We start from the raw sequence: 24,973 nt of genomic DNA on the forward strand, positions 1-24,973 counted from the left end.
CCGGGCAGATCTCCTGAAGCTCCAACAGACGATAGAGGGTGTCGGCGAGACATCAGGTCAACGGTCGGATCGAACTCGAGAGCGGATTCGCTCGCGGTGCGGTCCGGCAGAAGAAACAGGATTTCTTCGTTCGGTGCAGATCGCGTTTCCGGTCTGCAATCTCACGAGCGGCTATCAGCCAGAGTGGGATCTGATCCTGACGTGTTCGCCGACGCCCTCGATCCCTGAGCACCGCGCCTCCGGCGACTGTGTGCCTCCCAGTCTCCCATAGACGAACGACCTTATTAGCAGCTCGGTGCGCGCGTACTCGTGCTGCAGTGCGCTACGCAATCTCCCGCACCCTGTGTCAAGACGTGTCCGGTCCCAGTGCGGCTGTTGACCGCCTGCGTGGTGCGCTCCGCCCCGGCGCGGTGAAGCGCTTTCGCGGGATGGTTAGGGGTTTGCCAAACAGAACGGTAAACCGCTCTTTGCCGAGTTGAAGAATCCATTTCGAATCAATGCATTGAAGCCGTCCCGGGAAAATGCGGGGGTTCCGCGTTCAGGGCTCGTTCAGCACGATGTTTAAACTGCCTTTCAAACTTGATCGGTCATCCTTCGCGCATAAGCCGCGAGACGGCATGGGGATAACCAGGCGTTGAACAGTTGGACGGGGGCATGCTCGGGTGACCGGCCGCCTCCTCGGGCGAAGGAGAGCGACGATGTTTCAGGGACAACTCAATTTTGATGATGTGACCACCGCGGAGCAGGGCGCCAGCGGCGATGTCCTGTTCGAGCTCGGCATGCTCTATGCGAGTGGTCGCGACGGTGCGGTCGATCTGATCGCCGCGCACAAATGGTTCAATCTCGCCGCCCTCAGGGGGCGCGTCGACGCCGTGGCAATGCGCCGCGAGGTCGCCGAGCAGATGTCGGATGCCGAGATCGCGACCGCGCAGCGCGAGGCGCGCGCCTGGATGACTGCGCACTGAGCGAGCTAGGCCGCGACTTGGCGGATCTCGCTTTCGGTGCGAGCCATGCCGCACGAGCCAGTTCGCCGGCCGCCAACCGGGAGCGCTGGGGTGACCCGCGCTCGATCGTTCATTCTCGTGGGAAGCGGGCCTCGTCGCGCGCCTATGAATCTCCTATCTGTCGTCCGATGTGACGCAGGCAGGTGGGATTGATGGCATGGGCCAGGCACGGCGACAGGCGCGGCGGCAAGAGCTGATCGACTGCCATGACTGCGGCAGCGGCGTCTCCTTCAGCGCAGTGGCGTGCCCGCATTGCGGATCGACCGAGCCGGCCGGGCCTGCGGTGCAGAGCCGGCGCGAGTTGAAGCGTCTGCGGGTGGAGGCCCGCAACGACCGCCGCCTCGTCGTGGTGACCGTGCTCTGTGCGGGCCTCGGCGCCATCTACGGTGCCGTGATGGGAGCAGGAGGCGCGGCGTCATGGTGGGCTGCGATGGGCTATGGCTTCGTCGGCACCGTCATCGGCGTGCCCGCCGCCTTCGTGATCAACCTCAGCCGTGGTCTGTTCGATTGAACCCGCGCGTGATCGCGCGGCAACCGTGATCACGGCGGCCACGGTCCGTTGCGATCCGGCAGGTGCGTGAACGGCTCGGCCTTGGTGCGGATGATCAGGGGGAGGGGGCTGCTGGCCGCGCCGACGGGCGGCTGGCGGAGACGGAGGGATTCGAACCCTCGATAGGGCTTTAGGGCCCTATAACGGTTTAGCAAACCGCCGCCTTCAGCCACTCGGCCACGTCTCCAGCGAGGGTCGGTATGCCCGACGCCGCGCTGAGCCGCAAGCGGCAGATTGCATGCGGTTTCGAAATCCTCACAGGGCTGCGTCTTCGCCGGATCGGCCCCGGACGGTGATCTCCACCGTTGGCGATCGATCCGAGCTGAGCCTGCCGTTTGATCGGACGCGGCACGGCATGGAAGTCGACGGGCGGCGCAGGCCCTCTCGATGGTCCCTGATATAGAGCGTCACCAATATAGAGGGTCGCCTGGAACGACGGGCCGGTGGCAGGGGGCGCAGAGGGCATTGTCCTCCGGTCCGATTCTCGTTCAGCGCCTTGGCTGGATTCGTGGCCCCGTGCCTGACTTGGGGCGGGTTCCTGGCGGGCGAGTGCTCGCGGCCCTGAACACCCAAAATTGCGTTGTGACAAAACGATAACATAAACAGCAAGTTAGGTGTTCCCGCAGAACCACGGTCGCGTGCCTTTTGTGCAACACCAGTCCGAAAAGGCGCCGCCTGGGCGCCGCAATGATGGTTCCTTTGTTGCGTGTGCAAAGGCCTTCGGTAATTCTGCTCACACGACGAAGGGGGGCATCCCGACGTCGTCCCGTTTAGGTCGTTCGCTCAAGTCCCTCGCGTTCATGCGGGTGTGTCCCATAGCGCGAAGCGGCTGAGCGACGGGTCGAAGAGGGATAACGGTACCAACCCCAAGGGTGTCTCTCACCCAGCGGAGGCGGAACCTTCCCTGACTGAGCAACTTGGAGGTTTAACATTATGAACACGATCAAGAGCCTTGTCCTGGGCTCGGCGGCCGCTCTCGTCGCCATGTCCGGGGCTCAGGCAGCTGACCTTCCGATCAAGGCCAAGGCGGTCGAATATGTGAAGGTCTGCTCGCTTTACGGCGCCGGCTTCTACTACATCCCCGGCACCGACACCTGCATCAAGCTGGGCGGCTACCTGCGTGCTGAAACGTCGTTCGCCAGCAACGGCCAGTACAACAACGCCGTCAACGGCGTTGCCGGCGGCATGAACCGCCACAGCAACTACTACTACAGCCGTGCTCGTCAGGACCTCAACATCGACACGCGCACCGCGACCGAGTACGGCGTGGTTCGTACCTATGCCGATCTGACGTTCACCTGGACCAGCGGCACCTACGCCGGCTCGGGTTCGGCGACCGGCGCAACCGCCTACTCGACGGCTGGCGCTCCTGGCGCACAGGCCGACGGCAACATCGCGCAGGGTGGCCTGGGCGTGTACTACGCCTTCATCCAGTTCGCTGGCTTCACGATGGGTAAGGCCGTGTCGCAGTTCGACGCGCCCTGGACCAACTACCCGGGCAACAACTTCGACGGCCTGTGGGGCGGCGGCGGCACCGTGACCGGTGTCAACCAGTTCACCTACACCGCCGACTTCGGCTCGGGCATCACGGCTGCGATCTCGGCGCAGGACGCGACCCAGTACTACACGACGAACCTGTGGAACGTGTCGGGCATCACTGCAGCCAGCATCGTTGGCGGCTCCTACGGCACCAACTCGTTCGGCGGCAACGTTGCTCCGGACATCGTCGGCATGGTCCGCGTCGACCAGGCCTGGGGTCTGTTCCAGGCGTCGTTCGCGGCGCATGACAACCACACCGGCTACTACGGCGCCACCGAGCTCACCGGTCACCCGGCTGACAAGTGGGGCTGGGCGGCTCAGCTGGCCTTGTCGATCAAGAACATCCCGACCGGCCCCGGCGACACCATCAACATCCAGGGCGTCTACACCAACGGTGCGAGCCGTTACAACGCTCAGAGCCTGGTGCCGACCACCTACGCGATGTACGGCGGCAGCAGCACGGCTGGTGTCTACGGCACGCTCGGCTTCGCTGGCGTCAGCGACTCGGTCTTCGTGACCGGCGGTGAGCAGCAGCTGACCACGACCTACGGCTTCCGTGGTGCTTACACCCACAACTGGAGCCCGACCTGGAACTCGGCGATCTACGGTTCGTGGGCTGCCGTGAGCTACAACAACACTGCCAAGGGCCTGATCTGCGGCAGCGCGGCGATGGGTGCGATCGCGGGCGCAGGCTTCACCTGCAACCCCGACTTCAACATCTCCTCGCTCGGCTTGATCACCCGTTGGACCCCGGTCAAGAACCTGACCTTCTCGGCCGACGTGGCCTGGACCAACCTGGACCAGAAGTACTCGGGCAACATCGCGTACCCGGGTTCGGCCACGGTTTCCAAGCCGGCGGCGACCTACCAGCTCAAGGACCAGAACTCGGTGTCCTTGCTGCTCCGCGCTCAGCGCAACTTCTGATCCTGATCGTCTGATCGGGTTCAAGAGCCCCCGGCAGGAAACTGCCGGGGGTTTTTGCTGTTTGTGACAGCGCATTCCGGCCCAGCACCCGAGTCAGGCTTGCTCGAAGATCGATGCAAGATCGGCAACTGAGACAAATCAAAATCGACGGCTGAGGTAATGAGGAGGATTCCGAACGCCTCGTTGATCGAAAATCACTTTCTTTTCAGTGACTTGACAGTCTGTCGGTATTTTTTTAAATTGGTGTTGAAAACAGATGAGTTGATAAGCTAATTTTGTCACGCGCTGATAGCGATCCCTCCTCAAGAGGACACTGCCGATCCAAGTTCGACGATCATATGATGTTAGACTCCACGAAACCTCTGGCGATGCCCCGCCGGAGGTTTCTTCATTTCAGGATCTCCTCGTCGCCCGGTTCCTGAGGTTGGCTTTCGGTTGCAACGTACCGGTGCAACCGCTGCGCGTCAGCGCAAAGCATCCATCGTAGACCAAAGGTCGGAGCAAAATTCCTTGCGCATCGGCTTGACCGGGAAATCCCGGGTGGTCACGATGACCGCCAGATGACGGGGCCACACCGTCACGCCAGCGAGGAATCAGTCCAAGATGAGTTCGGAAGGCTCTGTGGGAGTGCTGCGTCCGTGGTCCGAGCAAGACGATCTGGCGGGCGCCATCACGCGGTTGCTGGAGGCGCGGCCGGAGGGCCGGGCCGAGCTTGCGGAATGTCTGGCGGTTGCGCAGCGGATCGACGCCAGCGACGACGAGTCCTGGTATCGCGAGTGGATGCAATGCGCGGATGCGATGAAGGCTGCCGCCGCCGACGCTGTGAGCAGCGGCCGTCCCGAGCTGGCGTTGCGCAAATGGTCGCGCGCGGTCGATTGTTATGAGGCTGCGGCCTGTCCGTTCAGCAGCTCACGCTCCCGCCAGGCCGTCGTGCTGTCCCGCATGCGCGAATGTGCGCGCGAATTCCTGCGCTGCGCCGATCCGCCAGGAGAGGTCGTCACGATTCCCTGGCGCGCGGACTATTCGCTCGAAGCCTATTTCCTGCCGGCGCGCTGCGGGGCAGGCAGGGCGCCCACCGTCATCTGCATCGGTGAGCCCGGCCGTCGCAAGGAAACCTCCCTGTTCAAGCTTGCAGCCCATGCGGAGCAGCGCGGCTTGGCGTTGCTGGTGGTCGATCTGCTGGGCAGCGGACCGGACTGCCGTTTCGAGGAGATCGTCGGCCGTCGCGATCTCGAATCAGCCATCGCGAGCGTGACGGACTACGTGACGTCCCGTGATGACGTGGACGAAGGCCGGATCGCGATCCTGGCCGACGACTGGAGCTCGTCCTTCGTCGCGCGCGGCATCGCACTCGATCCGCGTTATGCTGCGGCGGTCTGCGACGCCGGCTTGTGGGACATTCACGAGCGCGTCTTCCTGTCGCGCCGACCCGGTGCGGGCGAGCGGGGCAGGCTGTCGATCGCGACCGATGGGCTGGCGGCGCGGCAGATCATGTGTCCGCTGCTGGTGACGGTGCCGGAGGGTGGCTGGCTTCGAGCCGACATCGCAACCCGGCTGATCGCGCAGATCAAGCGCGAGCACCCGGACATCACCCTGAAGATCGTCTCCAGCGCGGGCGCCGATTGGCTCGAAGCCGATGCCTTCGTCTTCGACTGGATCGCCAAGCGTCTGGCGGGGTCTCCGCGGCCTCCAGGCTGACGCGACCCTATGTCTGCGCTCGCTGCCTGTAAGAGGCGGTCGGGCCGTGACCGCCTCGGGGGCCTCAGAGCCCCATCGTGAGTCGCGCGCTGGCCTTTTCGAAACGGTCCTTGAGGCCAGCCAACTTGTCCGTGAAGGTCGCGAGCTCACGAGCGTCGAATTCCTCGAAGATGAAGCCGAAGATCTGCGCTTGCTGAGCTTCCAGCTCGGCGAACTGCTCCGATGTCTTGGCGGTGAGCGACATCCGGACCACGCGCGCATCGTTGGGGGCGGGCTTGCGTTCCATGAAGCCCTTCTTCTCGAGCAGCTTCGACTGCGTCGTGACGAAGGAGGGGTCGACGTGCAGCCGCTTGGCCGCCGCATTCACGGCGACTCCCTCGCCTTGATCCAGTTCGGAGATCGCCATCAGGATCATCCATTGCGGGCCACTGATGCCGATTCTCTTGGCCCAGAAGTACCTCAGCTCCTCCAGATGGACGTTGATCGTGGAGATCTCCCTGGCGAAGCGAAGAATGCCGTCGCGATTCTTCGGCAGATGTTCGGCAGTCTTCGGTTGCGCGTCCGCTTCCACAGGTGCGGCAGACATGTTCTTCAAGGGCGCCATTGCTCAGGAGTTCCGGTACGAAGCTTGACCCTAAAGAAAAAAAATCCGCAACAAAATCACTTATCTAGGAGGACATCCGTCGTCCCCCGTGCGCTGCACAACAAGCTGCCATTGTGTTGCCCCCAAGACACATTTCGGCTTCATTCAATTACCTGACTGCATAAACTATTTTGCTTACCGAATGAGCGAAGGCATAGTTCCTGGCGACGGTGGGGGGTTACTCGATCGTCCCGTGACAGGTGGTTCGCTTAAGTCCCTCGCGTGATGCGGGTGTGTCCGATGGCGCGAAGCGGCTGAAGCGGTTTTTCGGGAGCGGAGGAAGCGGATCGTCCTGGGGGATCTTGGTCCGGTTCTTTCTCAAAAGAGCAACTTGGAGGTTTAAATGAAGACGGTTAAGAGCCTTGTCCTCGGCTCGGCGGCAGCTCTGCTCGCCATGTCCGCGGCTCAGGCGGCCGACCTTCCGATCAAGGCCAAAGCGGTCGAGTATGTGAAGGTTTGCTCCCTGTATGGTGCGGGCTTCTACTACATCCCCGGCACCGACACCTGTATCAAGCTGGGTGGCTATCTGCGCGCCGAAGTGGTCGCCGGCAGCAACAGCATCTTCAACGGAACGTTCAACGGCCAGGGCGGCGCACACAACCGCCTCAGCAACTACTACACCTCTCGTGCTCGTGAAGATCTGAACATCGACACCCGCACGGCGACCGAATACGGCGTGGTCCGCACCTTCGCCGACCTGACCTTCAGCTGGACCTCGGGCGGCTATGCCGGCACGGGTTCGGCCACCGGTGCGACCGCCTACTCGACGGCGGGTGCGCCTGGCGCTCAGGCCGACGGCAACATCGCGCAGGGCTCGCTCGGCGTGTACTATGCCTTCATCCAGTTCGCCGGCTTCACGATGGGTAAGGCCGTGTCGCAGTTCGACACGCCCTGGACCAACTATCCGGGCAACAACTTCGACGGTCTCGCCGGCGGCGGCGGCACGGTTACCGGCGTCAATCAGCTGAGCTACACCGCTGACTTCGGCTCCGGCATCACGGCCACGGTTTCGGCCCAGGATGCGACTGCCTACTACCAGAACAACCTCTGGAACGTGGCTGGTTCGACGGCGGCTGGCGTGATCGGTGGTGCTTACGGCACCAGCGCCTACGGCGGCAACGTTGCTCCGGACTTCGTCGGTATGGTCCGCGTCGACCAGGCCTGGGGTCTGTTCCAGGCGTCGTTCGCGGCGCATGACAACCATGTCGCTTACTACGGCGCGTCCGAGACCTCCGGCCACCCGGCCGACAAGTGGGGTTGGGCGGCTCAGCTGGCCCTGTCGATCAAGAACATCCCGACCGGACCTGGTGACACGATCAACGTGCAGGGCGTCTACACCAATGGTGCGAGCCGCTACAACATCCAGAGCCTGATGCCGAACAACTACTCGATGTACGGCAGCACGGGTCTGGCTGGCGCCTATCAGAGCATCGGCTTTGCGGGCGTGGGCGACTCGGTCTTCACGACCGGCGGTGAGCAGCAGCTGACCACGACCTACGGTATCCGTGGTGCTTATACGCACAACTGGAACCCGGCCTGGAACACTGCGATCTACGGGTCTTGGGCTGCCGTCCGCTACAACGGCACTGCCAAGGGCCTGATCTGCACCAGCCCCGGCGTTGTCGCGGCCTTCAACGCGGGTTCGACCTGTAATCCGGACTTCGATCTGGCCACCATCGGCCTGATCACGCGCTGGACCCCGGTCAAGAACCTGACCTTCTCGGCCGACTTCGCCTACTCCTGGCTCGACCAGAAGCACTCTGGTTCGGTGACCTCGCCGGCGGTTGCTGCCGTCGCGAAGCCGGCCGCAGTGTACGAGATCAAGGATCAGCAGTCGGCTGTGCTGCTGCTCCGCGCTCAGCGCAACTGGTGATCCAGACCGTTTCATGACGGTTTGACCAGCCCCCGGCAGGCAACTGCCGGGGGTTTTTCTTTGCCTGGCCAGCGCGTGCTCCAGCGCCGAGACCCGCATTCCTCGCCGCTCCGCTCTGTCGCTGACAAACATACTGCAGACCCGCCCGAGAACCACACCGCGCGGCCACGCGACGCAATGCGATCTGGATGGAATTTCGCGACCGACTCGTGGCCATCCGGCTCAAACATCCGTGAGAGGCGGTCGCCGGGTTCGTTCGGTTCGACCGCACGTTTGAGCCAAGCTTGGCCTGCGTGACCTCGGGCAGACGAGGGCGGGTGCCGCGATGGTCAGGCCGGAGAAGTGGGAGACTCGCGCTCGCCGCCCTTCTCGGCGCCCGTCCTGCTGCATTCCCGCCACGACCGCGACATGCATTCGGCGGCGAAAGTCTTCCCCGACACATTACTCTTGGAGATTTGGCAGCCGTGTGCCGTGCCGCGGCCGCGCCACATGCGTGATCCGGCCGGTCACGAGAATGGTCCGATAAAGCACCAAGTCCGCCTCTCGATCGTTCCGACTGCAACGCTATGCGCGAGCACTGTGGTGCAGCTGGAGACGGGCTGACCGTGGGGGCGGTCGTTCGATGTCGAGCCGGGCCGGTCTGAACTGAGCAATTTGGAGGTTAGTATGAAGACTGTGAGGAGCCTTGTTCTGGGCTCAGGGGCGGCGTTGCTCGCCATGGGTGGGGCTCAGGCCGCCGACCTTCCGATCAAGGCCAAAGCGGTCGAGTATGTGAGGGTCTGCTCCATGTACGGAGCGGGATTCTTCTACATTCCGGGCACCGACACCTGCATCAAGCTGGGCGGCTTTCTGCGTGCCGAAGCAGGCTTCGGTACGAATACGATCTTCCAGAATGCCGTGAACGGCGTCGCCGGCGGGCGAAATCGTCTCAGCAACTACTACACGACGCGTTCGCGTGCCGACCTCAACATCGACACCCGCACCGCGACCGAATATGGCGTCGTGCGCACCTTCTTCGATGGTGTCTTCCAGTGGACCGGGGGCAGCTACGCGGGGACCGGCTCCCCCACGGGCGCGACTGCCTATTCGACGGCGGGCGCGCCTGGAGCGCAGGCCGACGGCAACATCGCGCAAGGCGGGCTCGGTGTCTTCTACGCCTTCATCCAGTTTGCCGGCTTCACCATGGGTAAGGCCGTGTCGCAGTTCGACGCGCCCTGGGCCAACTATCCCGGCAACAATTTCGACGGTTTGACCGGCGGCGGCGGCACCATCACCGGCGTCAACCAGTTCACCTACACCGCGGACTTCGGCTCGGGCATCACGGCCGCGATCTCGGCCCAGGATGCGACGCAGTATTCGCAGTCGCAGATCTGGAATACGGCGGGACAGACGGCCGCCGGCGTGCTCACCGGCAGCTATGGCACGTCGAATTTCGGCGGCAACGTCGCGCCCGACATCGTCGGCATGGTGCGCGTCGATCAGGCCTGGGGTCTGTTCCAGGCGTCGTTCGCGGCGCATGACAATCACGCCGCCTTCTTCGGTGCCAACGAGACGACCGGCCACCCGGCCGACAAATGGGGCTATGCGGGTCAGCTCGCCCTGTCGATCAAGAACATCCCGACCGGCGCCGGCGACACCATCAATCTGCAGGGCGTCTACACCAACGGCGCCAGCCGCTACAACTTCCAGAGCCTCGCGCCGATCAACTACGCGATGTATGGCGGCAGCAACATGGCCGGCGCTTTCCAGAGCCTGGGCTTCGCGGGCGTGTCGGATTCGGTGTTCGGGGCGAATACGCAGCAGCAGTTGACCACCACCTACGGCTTCCGCGGGGCCTTCACCCACAACTGGGATCCGTTCTGGAATACGGCGGTCTACGGCTCCTGGAGCGGCGTCAGATACAACAACACCGCGAAGGGACTGATCTGCAACGGTGCAGGCATGGTCGCTCTCGGCATCACGCCTGCGAATTGCAACCCCGACTTCAACATCTCGACGGTGGGTGTGATCACGCGCTGGACGCCGGTCAAGAATCTGACCTTCTCTGCTGACGTCGCTTGGACCAGGCTGGACCAGAAGTTCACCGGCGTGGTGAACGCACCGGCGGTCGCGGCCGTTGCCAAGCCGGCCACGACCTACCAGTTGAAGGACCAGGACTCGGTCTCGCTGCTGGTGCGTGCCCAGCGCAACTGGTAAGTGCGGGCGAATGGCGAATAGGGAGTAGAGAATAGCGGTTGACGACGTAGCGGAGCCCAGGCTTCGCTACTCGCTACTCCACCACAGCGCCGCGGCGCAGATCGGCCTCGATCTGCAGCCGCGAGCCGCCGCCGAAGCGGGCGCGATAGACCTGCAGGTTCTCCATCACCCGCTGCACGTAGTTGCGGGTCTCCGAGAAGGGGATCAGTTCGACCCAGTCGACGGCATCGACCTTGGGATCGCGCGGATCGCCATAGCGCTCGACCCATTTTCTGACGCTGCCGCGGCCGGCATTGTAGGCCGCGAAGGTCATGATGTACGAGCCGCGATAGTCCTCGAGCAGGCCGCCGAGCTCGGCGGCGCCGAGCTGCGCGTTGTAGACCGGGTCGGTCTTCATCCGGTTCAGATCGAAGCTGACGCCCGCGCGCTTGCAGACGTAGCGACCCGCATCCGGCGTGACCTGCATCAGCCCATAGGCCTGTGCCGGCGAGACCACGGCCTGGTTGAAGGCGCTCTCCTGGCGCGCGATCGAGAAGACCACGCTCGGCTCGACCTCCGGTCCCAGCGAGCGGAACGCAGGAATGCCCGTGACCGGATAGGCGTAATGGTCGAACGGCAGCCCGCGATTGAGTGCGGCCTTGCCGACCAGCAGCATCGCTCGCGCATCGCTGTTTCGCGCGGCGATTTCCGCGAGTCCGACCAGCGCGTCGGGGTCGCCATTGTCGCCCATGTCAGCGAAGATCGGGATCGCGACCTCGCCCTCGTCGAGCTCGTAGAGCAGTTGCACCGCGCGCACCACCTCGAGCCGCTCGACGCCGCGTCCACGGCCGCTCGGCGCCGCATTGAGGCCGAGCTGCGGCAGGCCGAGCTTCGCGCGCGCCAGCTGTCCGTAATAGCTCGTGGACTGCTCGGCGGCCGACGTATAGGCCGCGCGCGCCTCCTGCATGCGCCCCATCGCTTCTGCCGCGCGGCCCTGCCAATAGCCGGCCCGCGCCAGGGTGGTCGGATTGACGCTGCCGACGCCGATGCGCGCAAAGTGCTGGGCCGCGGTGGCCGGATCGTTGAGGAAACGCAGTGCGATCCAGCCGGCAGTGAATTCCTGCTCGGTCTTGTAGATGTCGCGGTTCGGCAGCGCCGCATCCCGCGCGATCAGATAGGCGCTGCGATATTCGCCGGTGTCGATCATCTTTCGCGCCAGCAGTCGGCGCTCGATCCACCATTCGTCCAGATTGTGCAGGCGGCCGGGATCCTTGGGCGCGTTCAGCATCAGCTGCGCCGCCTCGGCGAATTTTTCGTCGCGCCGCAGCAGTTGGATGCGGCTGAAGATATAGCCTGCATCGCCGTGGAGTTCGCGCGGCACGGCTTCGAGCAGGCTCTGGCTATTGGAGGCTTTGCGGTAGGTCGCGATTCGCGCTTTTGCCAGCGCCACGTGGCCCGAGCCAAGCCGCCGGGCAGCGCGCATGGCGGCCTCGTGCTCGCTGCCATACAGCAGCGTGTCCATCCGCGCCTTGTGATCGCCGCCGGACAGCAGGGCACCGTACTGGTCCAGGATGTTGTTCTCGGTCTCCTCGGACATCGCGTCGTTGCGCCAGGCATCGCGCACCAGGCGCTCGGCATTGGCGCGGTCGCCGCGATTGAGCATCACCCGGGCCAGCGCGAACTTGCCCTTGGCCGACAGCGGCGATTCGTTCTCGAACCAGGACCACACCACGGCATCGTCGCGCTTGTCGTCCCACAACGCGGCCTCGAGCCGGCGCCGCAGGAAGGTCTGCGACGGCCAGGACGGGTTGGCGGCGATGAACGCGCGGTAGCGCTCCACGCTGGCATTGTTGTTGTCGCTGCGCAGGATCACCCACTCCGCGAGCTTGCGCGCCACGGGATCCGAGATCGCCTGCACGACCTCGGTGGCATCGCTGGGCTTGCGCTTGCGGACGAGCTCGATCACGTTTTCGAGCGCCTCCTTGTCGGATTGCGAGGTCGAGGACGTCGCGGCGATCGCAGCCGGCACCACATGCTTGCGGGAGACGGGCAGGGCGGCATGCTGGCGGGCCGGCAGGCTCGCAGCCGCCGCGCCGGGGGTGATGTCCCTCGGGGCCGCGCGCGGCGTCTCGCCGGCGCCTTTGGGGCTGCTCTTGACCTCGGCCTTCGCTTCGGCCCGCGCGTCGACCTCGCTCTTGGTCCCGGCGGCCTCGTGGGTGTTCGTCTTCGGAACCGCGCTGCGCGCGATCGGACGCGCCTTCGGCACCGGAACCTTGGCCGCGGGAGCCTTGGATCCCGAAACCTTGGACCCAGCAGCCTGGTCCTTGGCGAGAGCGCTATGTCCGGCGAGAGCCCATCCGAGTGTCAGGCCGGCGGCCAAGGACACCGAGAGTGACACCGACAGGGCGGTCGATCGCAATGCAGTGGCGCGGGCAGAAAAGGGCACGGCGTTCCTTTTGCGGCGGATGACTTCGATCCCCTGACCAACATGGGTCTATCGAAAAGGTGAACAAATCCTAAATATACCGGGAAGGACTGCAACCTGCGCCAACACCGCGGCGAAATCACGACCGAAGGGCGGCGTGCGGGCCGTGGGGCTTCAGCGAAGGGTGATCGCGGGCCTCGGCAATGCGATTCGAGCGATCCGTGTGCCTGTTGAGAAGGCAGCCCAACCGCGGGCGGGCCTTCCGCCTCGTCGGCAGACCCGGTATGAAGTGGCTCGTACAGGGGCCAAACGGCGTTTGGGAGGGAGTTTCATGGCAGCCAAGACGAATTTCCGGGGTTCTTTCACCGCCTTGGTCACTCCTTTCAAGAACGGCTCCGTGGACGAGGCCGCTTTTCGCAGCCTGGTGAACTGGCAGATCGACGAGGGCACCAACGGCCTCGTGCCGGTAGGCACGACCGGCGAGAGCCCGACGCTCAGCCATGACGAGCATAAGCAGGTGGTCGAGTGGTGCATCGCCGAGGCCCGGGGACGCGTGCCCGTCGTCGCCGGCGCCGGCTCCAATTCGACCAAGGAGGCGGTCGAGCTCGCCCAGCACGCCGAGAAGGCGGGGGCTGACGCAGTGCTGGTGGTGACGCCCTATTACAACAAGCCGACGCAGGAAGGCCTGTATCAGCACTTCAAGGCGATCAACGATGCGATCGGCATTCCGATCATCATCTACAATATTCCTCCGCGCTCGGTGATCGACATGTCCGTCGACACCATGAAGCGCCTGTTCGAGCTGAAGAACATCGCCGGCGTGAAGGATGCTACCGCGAGCATGGTGCGGGTGTCGCAGCAGCGCGCCGCGATGGGCGAGGAGTTCAACCAGCTCTCGGGCGAGGATGCGACGATCATCGGCTACATGGCGCATGGCGGCCATGGCTGCATCTCCGTCACGTCGAACGTCGCGCCGCGGCTGTGCTCGGAATTCCACCAGGCCTGGCAGAAGGGCGATGTCGCAACGGCGCTGAAGATCCACGACAAGCTGATGCCGCTGCACACCAATTTGTTCATCGAGTCCAACCCGGCGCCGGTGAAATACGCGCTGTCGCTGCTCGGCAAGATCGAGGAGAAGCTGCGGTTGCCGATGGTGCCGGTGTCGGAGCCGACCCGGGTCGCGGTGCGCGAGGCGATGGTTCATGCCGGACTGATCAACTAGGTTCCGAGGGAGCTCGGGATCGGCGAAGGTCGCGAGGATTTCTCGCAAGTCTGAGGGGGACGCGAGCATGTTGAAGGAATTTCGTGAATTCGCGATGAAGGGCAACGTCGTCGACCTCGCCGTCGGCGTCATCATCGGCGCGGCCTTCGGCGCCATCGTCACCTCGCTCGTCGCCGATGTCATCATGCCGATCATCGGCGCCATCACCGGCGGCCTCGATTTTTCGAACTACTTCATCCCGCTGTCCAAGACGGTCAATGCGGGCAACCTTGCGGACGCGAAGAAGCAGGGTGCCGTGCTGGCCTATGGACAGTTCCTGACCCTGACCCTGAACTTCTTCATCATCGCTTTCGTGCTGTTCATGATCATCCGTGTGATAAACAGGTTGAAGCGGAACGAAGCGGCAGCCCCCGCGGCGCCGGCGAAGCCCTCGGCCGAGGTCGAGCTGTTGACCGAGATCCGTGATCTCCTGAAAAAGTCCTGATGGCTGAAAAGAACGAACCCAAGATCACGGTCGCCGCCGAGAATCGCAAGGCGCGGTTCAACTACGCGATCGAGGACACCATCGAGGCCGGCATCGCGCTGACCGGCACCGAGGTGAAGTCGGTCCGCGGCGGCAAGTCGACGATCGCGGAATCCTATGCGGATTCGCGTAACGGCGAGATCTGGCTGATCAACGCCAACATTCCCGAATATCTGCAGGCCAACCGCTTCAATCACGAGCCGAAGCGGCCGCGCAAGCTGCTGCTGCATCGCAAGCAGATCAACAAGCTGATGGGTGCGGTCGAGCGCGAAGGCATGACGCTGATCCCGCTGAAGCTCTATTTCAACGAGCGTGGCCGCGCCAAGCTGCTGCTTGCCGTGGCCAAGGGCAAGAAGCTGCACGACAAGCGCGAGAGCGAGAAGAAGCGCGACTGGGGCCGCGAGAAGGGGCGCCTGCTGCGGGCGCGCGGCTAACGAGACCTTTGCCGTGCGCTCCTCGGCGGCACGCCTGAGCCTTGGGAAAGCATCCGATGAATCAGAAGAACCTCTTGGACGTCGACTGGAGCCGGATTCCGGCTCCGATCGACGACGGCGCAGCCGATCATCTGGTCGGGATGACCATTCCCGCGATCGGACTGCGTGCCACCGACGACACGCTGGTCACGCTGTCGGATCTGCCGGGACGGACCGTGGTGTTCGCCTATCCACGGACCGGCGAACCCGGCAAGGTGTCACTGGTCGAGGACTGGGACATGATCCCGGGCGCGCGCGGCTGCACGCCGCAGACCTGCAGCTTCCGCGACCTGTTCGGCGAGTTGAAATCAGCGGGCGCCGTGCATGTGTTCGGTCTGTCGACGCAGAGCAATGCCTATCAGACCGAGATGGCCTCGCGCCTGCACCTGCCGTTTCCGGTGCTGTCGGACGAGAAGCTCGAGCTGACCAATGCACTGCGGTTGCCGACGATGGAGATCGCCGGGCTGACCATGATCAAGCGGCTTGCCATGATCGTGGACGCCGCGCGCATCACCCACGTGTTCTATCCGGTGTTTCCGCCGGACAGGAACGCGGGCGACGTGCTGGTGTGGCTGAAGGACAACCGCGCATCTGGCGCGTGAGGGTGGGGCGTGCCGAACTAATCCAGCTCCGCCTTTACGCGCGCGAACACGGCGTGGAACATCTCGGTCGTGAGCACGCCGGTATTCGTGTTGTAGCGTGAGCAGTGATAGCTGTCGTACAGCCTGATCCTGCCGGCCTGGTGCACGGCGCCATGGGCGAACGGCGCCGCGACCGCGCGCAAGCCCAGCAGCTTCAGCAGCGTGTCGTGGGAGATGCGGCCGAGCGCGACGATGCTGCGCAGCCGCGGCATCGTGGCGATGGTGGCGCCGAGGAAGCTCCGGCACTGGTTGATCTCGGCCGGCAGCGGCTTGTTCTGCGGCGGCACGCAGCGCACCGCGTTGCTGATTCGACAGTCCACCAGCGTCAGCCCGTCGTCGGGGCGAGCTTCGAACCGGCCTTTCGCAAATCCGTAATGCAGCAGCGTCCCATAGAGCAGCTCGCCGGCGTAGTCGCCCGTGAAGGGACGCCCCGTCCGATTGGCGCCTTGCAGCCCCGGCGCGAGCCCGACGATCAGGAGCCGCGCATCGGGATCACCGAACGACGGCACCGGCGCGTTGAACCACGACGGCTCACGCGCGCGCTGCGCCTCGCGGAACTCCACGAGGCGAGGGCACAGCGGACAGTCTCGATCGGGATTGGTCGAGGACGGGGTGGATGGCGCAGATGTGGCGTCCGTCCGCCGCCTAGTCGTCGAAATCGTCATCGGTGGTGGGGGTGGTCGTGGTGGTGCGTGCGGCCGGTGCGGTCGTGCTGCGCTGGAGGAATTGCGGGGAATGGTGGCGCGGCTCGCGCGGGGCGGGGCGCTCCGACGGGTCGCGGCCGAGCTTGGACTGCAACTCCATGAGGTCGGTGAAGACGTCGGCCTGGCGGCGCAGCTCATCGGCGATCATCGGCGGCTGGCTGGAGATGGTCGAGATCACGGTGACGCGAACGCCGCGACGCTGCATCGCTTCGACCAGCGAGCGGAAGTCGCCGTCGCCCGAGAACAGCACCATCTGGTCGATATGCTCGGCGAGTTCCATCGCATCCACGGCGAGCTCGATGTCCATGTTGCCCTTGACCTTGCGGCGGCCGCTGGCGTCGATGAATTCCTTGGTCGCCTTGGTGACGACCGTATAGCCGTTGTAGTCGAGCCAGTCGATCAAGGGTCGAATCGACGAATACTCCTGATCCTCGATGATCGCGGTGTAATAGAACGCGCGGAGCAGCGTGCCGCGGCTCTGAAATTCCTTGAGCAGGCGCTTGTAGTCGATGTCGAAGCCGAGCGTCTTGGCCGTGGCGTATAGGTTGGCGCCGTCAATGAAGAGCGCAATCTTGTTGGTCGAAGATGACATTCAGTGTCTCGCGTTCAGTTAGATTCTATTTTTGGCGCGACTCCAGTCGGTCGCGCATTCCATTTCAAGATACTGCCAAGGCGTCGGCGGTCCATCTGGTGTGAGGTTACCGCAAACGGGAGTGATCGGGGCAACAAAGGCGCACTTGTGACGACGTAATGAAGCGTTTTCTTGTCCAACGCCCGAATTCCGCGGGTCTGGACGGAGCGCCAGTCAAGGTTGCCGAATTCGGTACACCTTGCCCCTTACCGAAACCTGACGCCAGTTTAGCCTTGCGAAAACCGGCCAGCCTCTATAACTAGCCCAGCATAATCAGCATATTAAGCACACAAAGGACCGGAGCGACAATGGCGCGCGTCACTGTGGAAGATTGTATCGATAAAGTCGACAACCGGTTCGACCTGGTCCTTCTGGCCGCGCATCGCGCGCGCATGATCTCGTCGGGATCACAACTTACAATCGATAGAGATAATGACAAGAATCCCGTCGTCGCACTCCGCGAAATTGCGGATTCGACCATTTCTCCCGAGGATCTGAAGGAAGAACTGGTTCATTCGCTGCAGAAGTTCGTCGAGGTCGACGAGCCGGAGCCGGACACGGTGCCGCTGATCGGCTCGGCCGGTGCCAGCGTCGATGCCGACGACACCGAGGTCGCCGTCGAGCGCATGACCGAGGAAGAACTGCTGAAGGGCCTCGAGGGCCTCGCTCCGCCGGAAGAGCAGCCCGAAGAGGACGAGTGACGGCCTCGTCGCCGTCAGCGCGCGCTCCAGTTCACTTGTGAGATTGTGAAGGCCCGGACCGCGTCCGGGCCTTTGCATTTGAACGTGATTCCGTGATTACCATAGGGCTGCGGCCAGCGCCTGCCGTCCGGCAGATTTGGTCACGAAGATAAAGGTTTAGTCATTTTCCATGGTGGTTTCGGGCCACATTCCTCAGCAGATGCAGGCGGCGGCCGAATCGGCCGCGTTGGCGCCTCCGCCGCCGGCTGAGCGGCCGCGGCCGCAGAAGCCGCGCTCCCGCATGATGCGGCAGTACGATCTGGTGGAACGGGTCCGCTCCTACAATCCGGATACGAACGAGGATCTCCTCAACCGCGCCTATGTGTACGCCATGAAGGCGCATGGGTCGCAGACCCGCGCGTCCGGCGACCCGTATTTTACGCATCCGCTCGAGGTCGCGGCCATTTTGACCGACCTGAAGCTGGATGACGCGACCATCGTCGCGGCGCTGCTGCACGACACGATCGAGGACACCGAGGCGACCCGCGCCGAGATCGACCGCTTCTTCGGGCCCGAGATCGGCGCTCTGGTCGAGGGACTGACCAAGCTGAAGCGGCTCGAATTGGTCTCGCGCGAGGCCAAGCAGGCCGAGAACCTGCGCAAGCTGCTGCTCGCCATCGCCGACGACGTGCGTGTCCTGCTGGTCAAGCTCGCGGATCGCTTGCACAACATGCGTACGCTCGAATTCGTGCCCGAGACGTCGCGCCGGCGCATCGCCGAGGAAACGCTCGACATCTATGCGCCGCTGGCGGGCCGGATGGGCATGCAGGAGATGCGCGAGGAACTCGAGGATCTCTCGTTCCGGACGCTCGACCCGCAGGCCTACAGCGTGGTGATGCAGCGGCTCGATGCGCTGGCGGAGCGCAACCGCAATCTGATCGGCGAAATCGAGAGCCAGCTGGCGCGCAAGTTTCGCGACCATGGCCTGACGGCCCGGGTGTTTGGCCGCCGCAAACGGCCGTTCTCGATCTGGACCAAGATGGAGCGCAAATCGATCGGGTTCGAGCAGCTCTCCGACATCTTCGGCTTCCGCGTGATCATGCCGGATCTCGAATCCTGCTATCGTGCGCTCGGTATCGTGCATACGACCTGGCCGGTCGTGCCGGGCCGTTTCAAGGACTACATCTCGACGCCGAAGCAGAACGACTATCGCTCGATACACACAACCGTGATCGGCCCGGGCAAGCAGCGCGTCGAGCTGCAGATCCGCACCGAGGACATGGATCAGATCGCCGAGCTCGGCATCGCCGCCCATGCCTTCTACAAGGACGACATCGGCTCGCCGACCGAACGGCTCAAACGCGAATCGAACGCATTCGCGTGGCTGCGCCACACCATCGGCATCCTCTCGGAGAGCGCAAATCCGGAGGAGTTCCTCGAGCACACCAAGCTGGAGCTGTTTCACGATCAGGTGTTCTGCTTCACGCCGAAGGGAAAGCTGATCGCGCTGCCGCGCCACGCAAACGTGATCGACTTCGCCTATGCCGTGCATACCGACGTCGGCAACAGCGCGGTCGGCTGCAAGATCAACGGCAAGTTCGCCGCGCTGTCGTCGGAGCTGCAGAACGGCGACGAGGTCGAGGTCCTGACCTCGGACGCGCAGTCGGCGCCGCCCTCGGCCTGGGAGACGCTCGCCGTCACCGGCAAGGCCCGCGCGGCGATCCGGCGCGCCACCCGCACCGCCGTGCGCGATCAATATGCCGGGCTCGGCCGCCGCATCGTCGAGCGTCTGTTCGAGCGCACCAAGCTCGAATATGCCGACGACAAGCTGAAAGGGGCGTTGCCGCGCCTGGCCCGCGCCTCGATCGACGACGTGATGGCGGCGGTCGGACGTGGCGAGATCAAGGCCTCCGACGTCGCGCGTGCGATGTATCCGGACTACAAGGAAGAGCGCGTCGTGCGCTACGGCGCCAAGAAGACGGCCGCCGCGCCGGCAGCCAAGGCTGCTGCGCCTGCGGCCGAGCCCCACCGCGGCCCGTTTGCGATCCCGATCAGCGGGCTCAATTCCGGCCTGCCGGTGAAGTTCGCGCCGAACGGTGGCGCCGTGCCGGGCGACCGCATCGTCGGCATCGTGACGCCGGGCGAGGGGATCACGATCTATCCGATCCAGTCGCCGGCGCTGAAGGATTTCGAGGAGGAGCCGGAGCGCTGGCTCGACGTGCGCTGGGATGTCGACGAGACCTCCCCGCAGCGCTTCCCGGCGCGCATTCGCGTCGAGAACGTCAACGAGCCCGGCAGCCTCGCCCAGGTCGCGACCGTGATCGCCGAGCACGACGGCAACATCGACAACATCAGCATGAGCCGCCGCTCGCCTGATTTCACCGAACTCACGATCGATCTCGAGGTCTATGACCTCAAGCATCTCTCGGCGATCATCAACCAGTTGCGCGCCAAGACCATCGTGGCGCGGGTCGACCGGGTGAATGGCTAATCTGCGGGGATGGCAGCGGCGTTCTGCTCCGGGATGCGCTAAACAAGCCGTAGTCTACTCGAAAGTCCTGCGAGCCGGCCCATGTCCGATCCGTCTAAGTCACATCCTCCGAAGCTGCGCCTCGGCGTCAACGTCGATCACATCGCCACCTTGCGAAATGCCCGCGGCGGCCGTAGCCCCGATCCGGTGCGCGCCGCGCTGCTCGCGATCGAGGCCGGGGCCGACGGCATCACGGCGCATCTGCGCGAGGACCGCCGGCACATCCGCGACGACGACATGGCGCGGCTGAAGGCCGAGATCTCCAAGCCGCTGAATTTCGAGATGGCGGCCACCGAGGAGATGGTGCGGATCGCGCTCGCGACGCGGCCGCACGCCTGCTGTCTGGTGCCGGAGCGGCGCGAGGAGTTGACCACGGAGGGCGGCCTCGACGTGGTCGGCCAGCACAAGGCGCTGGCACCGGCGATCGCCCGGCTGAGCGATGCCGGCATCCGGGTCTCGCTGTTCATCGCCGCCGACCCGGCGCAGATCGAGATGGCGGCCCGGTTGCGCGCGCCCGTGATCGAGATCCACACCGGCGGCTGGTGCGATGCCATCACCGACGGCCATGATGACAAGGCGGCTGCCGAGTGGGAGCGGATCGTGACCGGCGCCCGGCTGGCCTATGCGGTCGGGCTCGAGGTCCATGCCGGACACGGGCTCGACTATGCCACCGCCGAGCGGATCGCGACCCTGCCGGAGATCGTCGAGCTCAACATCGGCTACTTCATGATGGGCGAGGCGCTGTTCGTGGGTTTGCCCCAGTCGGTGCGGACCATGCGCGCGGCGATGGATCGCGGCCGCGCGCGGCTGGGGACATCAGCATGATCATCGGCATCGGCTCCGACCTGATCGACATCCGCCGGGTCGGCGAGGTCATCGGGCGCCATGGCGAGCGCTTCCTGAACCGCATCTTCACCGCGGCCGAGCGCGCCAAGGCCGAGCGGCGGGCCAAGAACGAGAAGATGGTGATCGCCACCTACGCCAAGCGATTCGCCGCCAAGGAGGCCTGCGCCAAGGCGCTCGGCACCGGAATCCGTCACGGGGTGTGGTGGCGTGACATGGGGGTGGTGAATCTGCCCGGGGGCAGGCCGACCATGCAGCTTACGGGTGGCGCGGCCGAACGGCTCAAGGCGCTGACGCCTGAGGGCCACGAGGCCCGCATCGACCTGTCGATCACCGACGACTGGCCGCTGGCGCAAGCCTTCGTCATAATTTCGGCGGTGCGCCGCGAGACATCCTGATGGGCGGCCGCCCCGCAGGAAAAACAAAAATGCGATCGATTCCAGCGAGTTATATAGTTTTGATACGGCGATTGATTGCGCGGCCCCGCGCAGTCGTCTAAAACCCGCCGGATTGAACCGGCTGCATCACGGGCGGATTCTGGGTCAAACCGGAGTTGGCCTTAACCACCAGAATCAGGACAGACTCCCTTAAGCCGCGGAACGGTATGGTGTTCGCGGGCGGAGGGGTGTTCGGCAACGGCTGGCGAATCGTCGGACCATTCGCCAAGGGACATTGAAAGAGCGATGAGCGTGACCTCCGGAACCAAGACTGAGAGCGGCCTCGGTGAAACCGTTCGCGTCGTCGTTCATGCGCTACTGATTGCGCTGGTGATCCGCACCTTCCTGTTCCAGCCGTTCAACATCCCCTCCGGATCGATGAAGGCGACCCTGCTGGTCGGCGACTATCTGTTCGTATCGAAATATTCGTACGGCTATAGCCACTACTCGATTCCGCTGTCGCCGCCGCTGTTCTCGGGCCGCATGTTCGGCTCGGAGCCGAGCCGCGGCGACATCGTCGTGTTTCGTCTGCCCAAGGACGACACCACCGACTACATCAAGCGCGTGATCGGCCTGCCTGGCGACCGCATCCAGGTGCGCGAAGGGCTGCTCTACGTCAACGACAAGCCGGTGCAGCGCGAGCGGCTCTCCGATTTCATCGGCGAGGATCCCTGCGGGCAGCCCGACTCGACCGCGCGCGTCAAGCGCTGGAAGGAGACCCTGCCGAACGGCGTCAGCTACGAGACGCTCGACTGCGTCGACAACGGCTATGTCGACAACACCGCGGTGTATACCGTGCCGGCCGGCAACTTCTTCATGATGGGCGACAACCGCGACAACTCGACCGACAGCCGATTCCTCAGCCAGGTCGGCTACGTGCCGTTCGAGAACATCGTCGGCCGCGCGCAGCTGATCTTCTTTTCCATTGCCGAAGGCGAGCATGCCTGGGCGTTCTGGCGCTGGCCGGTATCGGTGCGCTGGAATCGAATCTTCAAATTCGTCCGATGATCGACGACTCACCCGAAATCCAGACGACGCAGGCTGCCGCATCGAGCCCGCAACCCGGCACGGGTGCGCTGGAGGCGACGCCCAAGGCCGCGTCGCGGCCGAAGTCTGAGATCAAGCCTGAGCAGAAGAGCGAGCCCAAGATCGAGTCGAAGACCGATTCCAAGACCGATCCGAAGCCGAGCTTCAAGGCGGATACGAAGACCGTCGAGTCCGAATCGGCGATCGCGAGCCCGGACGCGGCGGGCACGGCCCTGCTCGTTGCCGAGACCGATCCCGACGGCAAGCCGCGCAGCAAGGCGAAGGGCAGTCGCCGTACCAAGAGCGCGGGGACCGGCGCCGCCAAGGGCGCCAAGGCCGCGGACAAAGCCGCCAATGCCGCGATCGAGGCGCGCATCGGTCATCACTTCGCCGATCCGTCACTGCTCAGCACCGCCTTCACCCACGTCTCGGCGCTGAAGTCGTCCAAGAAGCGTGGCGACAGCTATCAGCGGCTCGAATTCCTCGGCGACCACGTGCTCGGCCTGATCGTGTCCGACATGCTGTATCGCTCGTTTCCGAGCGCGGACGAGGGTGAGCTGTCGAAGCGGCTGGCCGATCTCGTGCGCAAGGAGAGCTGCGCCGACGTCGCCAAGTCGCTCGGCCTGCTCGACGACATCAAGCTCGGCGCGGTCGGCGCCGGCGCCGGGGCGCGGTTGCGCAAGTCGGTGCTGGGCGACGTCTGCGAGGCGGTGATCGGCGCGATCTTCCTCGACGGTGGCTACGCGGCCGCCGCGGGTTTCGTCGAGCGCAACTGGACCGAGCGCATGCACAAGCCGCGGCGCCCGCTGCGCGATCCGAAGACGGTGCTGCAGGAATGGGCCCAGGGCAAGGGCCTGCCGACCCCGGTGTACCGGGAGGTCGAGCGCACCGGCCCGCATCACGATCCGCAGTTCCGCGTCGCCGTCGACCTGCCGGGCCTGGAGCCCGCTGAAGGCGTCGGTGGCTCCAAGCGGGCGGCAGAAAAGGTGGCGGCATCGGTCATGATCGAGCGCGAAGGCGTCAGCGGCGGCAGCAATGACGGCTGAACAGCAATCAGTGCCGGCTGTCCAGACCCGCTGCGGTTTCGTTGCGCTGATCGGCGCGCCCAACGTCGGCAAATCGACGCTCGTCAACGCGCTGGTCGGCTCCAAGGTCACGATCGTCTCGCGCAAGGTGCAGACGACGCGAGCGCTGATCCGCGGCATCGTCATCGAAGGCGCGTCTCAGATCATTCTGGTCGACACCCCCGGAATTTTCGCGCCGAAGCGCAGGCTGGACCGCGCCATGGTCACGACGGCCTGGAGCGGGGCGCATGATGCCGATGTCGTCTGCGTGCTGCTCGATGCCAAGAAGGGCATCGACGACGAGGCGCAGTCCATCATCGACAAGGCGGCCGCGGTCGCGCACGAGAAGATCCTGGTGGTCAACAAGGTCGACCTGGTGCCGCGCGAGAAGCTGCTGGCGCTGGTCGCGGCTGCCAACGAGAAGCTGTCCTTCGCGCGCACCTTCATGATCTCGGCGATCTCGGGCGACGGAGTCGACGATCTCAGGCGGGCCTTGGCGGAGATGGTGCCTCCCGGTCCGTTCCACTATCCCGAGGACCAGATGTCGGACGCGCCGATGCGGCACCTCGCGGCCGAGATCACCCGCGAGAAGATCTATTCGCATCTGCATCAGGAGCTGCCGTATCAGTCCACCGTCGAGACCGACAGCTGGACCGAGCGCAAGGACGGTTCGATCCGGATCGAGCAGACGATCTTCGTGGAGCGGGACAGCCAGCGCAAGATCGTGCTCGGCAAGGGCGGCGCGACGATCAAGTCGATCGGCGCGCAGTCGCGCAAGGAAATCTCAGAGATCACCGGTGTGCCGGTGCACCTGTTCCTGTTCGTGAAGGTCCGCGAGAACTGGGGCGACGATCCCGACCGCTACCGGGAAATGGGGCTCGAGTTCCCCAGGGAATGACAATGAGCGTGCCGCGCAACGTGTTGTGGTTCGAAGTGCTGCTCTACATCTCGCTGATGCTGGATGCGTTGTCTGTTGCCGTCTCGGATCGGACGCCGACCTTCGACATGACCGAGGACATGATCACCGCGCAGACCGTGCTCAACGGGGTGGTCATCCTGCTGCTGTTCTATTTCGTCTATCTGGCGGCGCAGCGCCGCAAGAACTGGCCGCGCTGGGTGCTGCTGGCGGCGCTGGTGCTGTCCGACATCTCCCTGGTGCAGGTGATTGGTCAGAAGGGCATGACGCTCGATGCCGGCATCGAGGTCATCTCCTGCGCGCTGACGACGATGGGATTGTACTACTCGTTCACGGGCGATGCGCGCGGCTGGTTCAACGCGTGATGGATGGAATGCAGAATGCAGAGTCGGCAAAGCGCAGCGTGCCCACCCTGCGTTTGGCGCATAACGATCATTCCGTCATTGCGAGCG

The 24,973-nt window shown here is 64.4% G+C and carries 22 protein-coding genes and 1 tRNA gene; 18 read left to right on the plus strand and 5 right to left on the minus strand.

From position 1 onward, the window contains the following. Positions 1-698: 698 nt before the first annotated feature. Positions 699-965, plus strand: coding sequence for a hypothetical protein (locus QX132_RS26890; protein ID WP_315740271.1), 267 nt, complete (start codon positions 699-701; stop codon positions 963-965). A gap of 196 nt (positions 966-1,161) precedes the next feature. Continuing rightward, positions 1,162-1,515 (plus strand): hypothetical protein, encoded by a 354-nt coding sequence (locus QX132_RS26895; RefSeq protein WP_316163288.1) that lies wholly within the window; start codon positions 1,162-1,164, stop codon positions 1,513-1,515. Positions 1,516-1,647: 132 nt separating this feature from the next. Here QX132_RS26895 and QX132_RS26900 read toward each other — a convergent pair. Further along, positions 1,648-1,741, minus strand: a tRNA-Ser gene (locus QX132_RS26900). Positions 1,742-2,487: 746 nt separating this feature from the next. On the opposite strand from QX132_RS26900, the gene QX132_RS26905 reads away from it, so the two are divergent. Continuing rightward, a complete protein-coding gene (locus tag QX132_RS26905; protein WP_315784479.1) occupies positions 2,488-4,017 on the plus strand; it encodes a porin in 1,530 nt (509 codons plus the stop codon). Positions 4,018-4,638: 621 nt separating this feature from the next. Beyond that, positions 4,639-5,715: a hypothetical protein gene (locus tag QX132_RS26910; protein ID WP_315784477.1), complete on the plus strand. Its 1,077-nt coding sequence runs from the start codon at positions 4,639-4,641 to the stop codon at positions 5,713-5,715. A 64-nt stretch (positions 5,716-5,779) separates the two neighbouring features. On the opposite strand, the gene QX132_RS26915 is transcribed toward QX132_RS26910, so the two are convergent. Further along, positions 5,780-6,301, minus strand: a complete 522-nt coding sequence (locus tag QX132_RS26915; RefSeq protein WP_316163289.1) for a MarR family winged helix-turn-helix transcriptional regulator — start codon at positions 6,299-6,301, stop codon at positions 5,780-5,782. Positions 6,302-6,701: 400 nt separating this feature from the next. On the opposite strand from QX132_RS26915, the gene QX132_RS26920 reads away from it, so the two are divergent. Both QX132_RS26920 and QX132_RS26925 read left to right on the plus strand, forming a co-directional pair. Continuing rightward, the gene (locus QX132_RS26920; protein WP_315784475.1) at positions 6,702-8,231 is read left to right on the plus strand and encodes a porin; all 1,530 of its coding nucleotides are present in this window, start codon (positions 6,702-6,704) and stop codon (positions 8,229-8,231) included. A gap of 666 nt (positions 8,232-8,897) precedes the next feature. Beyond that, complete coding sequence (locus tag QX132_RS26925; RefSeq protein WP_315740265.1) at positions 8,898-10,427, plus strand: porin; 1,530 nt, start codon at positions 8,898-8,900, stop codon at positions 10,425-10,427. A 73-nt stretch (positions 10,428-10,500) separates the two neighbouring features. Here QX132_RS26925 and QX132_RS26930 read toward each other — a convergent pair whose 3' ends face one another. Next, positions 10,501-12,852: a lytic transglycosylase domain-containing protein gene (locus tag QX132_RS26930; RefSeq protein WP_316163290.1), complete on the minus strand. Its 2,352-nt coding sequence runs from the start codon at positions 12,850-12,852 to the stop codon at positions 10,501-10,503. Positions 12,853-13,162: 310 nt separating this feature from the next. Here QX132_RS26930 and dapA point away from each other — a divergent pair, with 310 nt between their 5' ends. The 4 genes from dapA (at position 13,163) to QX132_RS26950 (ending at position 15,651) form a co-directional block, all read left to right on the plus strand. Beyond that, complete coding sequence (gene dapA, locus QX132_RS26935; protein WP_315740263.1) at positions 13,163-14,053, plus strand: 4-hydroxy-tetrahydrodipicolinate synthase; 891 nt, start codon at positions 13,163-13,165, stop codon at positions 14,051-14,053. A gap of 67 nt (positions 14,054-14,120) precedes the next feature. Beyond that, positions 14,121-14,537, plus strand: coding sequence for a large conductance mechanosensitive channel protein MscL (gene mscL, locus QX132_RS26940; RefSeq protein ID WP_315740262.1), 417 nt, complete (start codon positions 14,121-14,123; stop codon positions 14,535-14,537). After that, the gene (gene smpB, locus QX132_RS26945) at positions 14,537-15,010 is read left to right on the plus strand and encodes an SsrA-binding protein SmpB (protein ID WP_315711387.1); all 474 of its coding nucleotides are present in this window, start codon (positions 14,537-14,539) and stop codon (positions 15,008-15,010) included. The genes mscL and smpB overlap by 1 nt, the downstream gene beginning before the upstream one ends. Positions 15,011-15,066: 56 nt before the next feature. Further along, positions 15,067-15,651, plus strand: a complete 585-nt coding sequence (locus tag QX132_RS26950) for a peroxiredoxin (RefSeq protein ID WP_316163291.1) — start codon at positions 15,067-15,069, stop codon at positions 15,649-15,651. Between the two features lie 17 nt (positions 15,652-15,668). Here the strand turns inward: QX132_RS26950 and QX132_RS26955 are convergent, their stop codons facing one another. Together QX132_RS26955 and QX132_RS26960 are read right to left on the minus strand one after the other, a co-directional pair. Then, positions 15,669-16,355, minus strand: coding sequence for a uracil-DNA glycosylase (locus tag QX132_RS26955; protein WP_316163292.1), 687 nt, complete (start codon positions 16,353-16,355; stop codon positions 15,669-15,671). Next, complete coding sequence (locus QX132_RS26960; RefSeq protein WP_315740259.1) at positions 16,336-16,986, minus strand: NYN domain-containing protein; 651 nt, start codon at positions 16,984-16,986, stop codon at positions 16,336-16,338. Before QX132_RS26960 ends, QX132_RS26955 begins: the two co-directional genes overlap by 20 nt. Positions 16,987-17,333: 347 nt before the next feature. Between QX132_RS26960 and rpoZ the strand changes: the two genes are divergently transcribed. The 8 genes from rpoZ (at position 17,334) to QX132_RS27000 (ending at position 24,886) form a co-directional block, all read left to right on the plus strand. After that, positions 17,334-17,726: a DNA-directed RNA polymerase subunit omega gene (gene rpoZ / locus QX132_RS26965; RefSeq protein WP_006612728.1), complete on the plus strand. Its 393-nt coding sequence runs from the start codon at positions 17,334-17,336 to the stop codon at positions 17,724-17,726. 169 nt (positions 17,727-17,895) lie between these two features. Then, positions 17,896-20,196 (plus strand): bifunctional (p)ppGpp synthetase/guanosine-3',5'-bis(diphosphate) 3'-pyrophosphohydrolase, encoded by a 2,301-nt coding sequence (locus QX132_RS26970; RefSeq protein WP_315784467.1) that lies wholly within the window; start codon positions 17,896-17,898, stop codon positions 20,194-20,196. Between the two features lie 81 nt (positions 20,197-20,277). Continuing rightward, the gene (locus tag QX132_RS26975) at positions 20,278-21,060 is read left to right on the plus strand and encodes a pyridoxine 5'-phosphate synthase (protein ID WP_316163293.1); all 783 of its coding nucleotides are present in this window, start codon (positions 20,278-20,280) and stop codon (positions 21,058-21,060) included. Then, entirely contained in the window at positions 21,057-21,476 is a 420-nt protein-coding gene (gene acpS / locus QX132_RS26980) for a holo-ACP synthase (protein WP_315758597.1), read from the plus strand. Before QX132_RS26975 ends, acpS begins: the two co-directional genes overlap by 4 nt. A 285-nt stretch (positions 21,477-21,761) precedes the next feature. Beyond that, on the plus strand, positions 21,762-22,523 hold the full coding sequence (gene lepB, locus QX132_RS26985; RefSeq protein WP_315740255.1) for a signal peptidase I: 762 nt from the start codon (positions 21,762-21,764) through the stop codon (positions 22,521-22,523). Continuing rightward, a complete protein-coding gene (gene rnc, locus QX132_RS26990) occupies positions 22,520-23,587 on the plus strand; it encodes a ribonuclease III (RefSeq protein ID WP_316163294.1) in 1,068 nt (355 codons plus the stop codon). Before lepB ends, rnc begins: the two co-directional genes overlap by 4 nt. Beyond that, entirely contained in the window at positions 23,577-24,503 is a 927-nt protein-coding gene (era, locus tag QX132_RS26995; protein WP_315758593.1) for a GTPase Era, read from the plus strand. Before rnc ends, era begins: the two co-directional genes overlap by 11 nt. 2 nt (positions 24,504-24,505) lie before the next feature. Continuing rightward, on the plus strand, positions 24,506-24,886 hold the full coding sequence (locus QX132_RS27000; RefSeq protein ID WP_315740252.1) for a hypothetical protein: 381 nt from the start codon (positions 24,506-24,508) through the stop codon (positions 24,884-24,886). Positions 24,887-24,973 lie beyond the last annotated feature (87 nt).

The organism is Bradyrhizobium sp. SZCCHNRI20481 (assembly GCF_032485055.1).
Classification (GTDB): Bacteria; Pseudomonadota; Alphaproteobacteria; order Rhizobiales; family Xanthobacteraceae; genus Bradyrhizobium.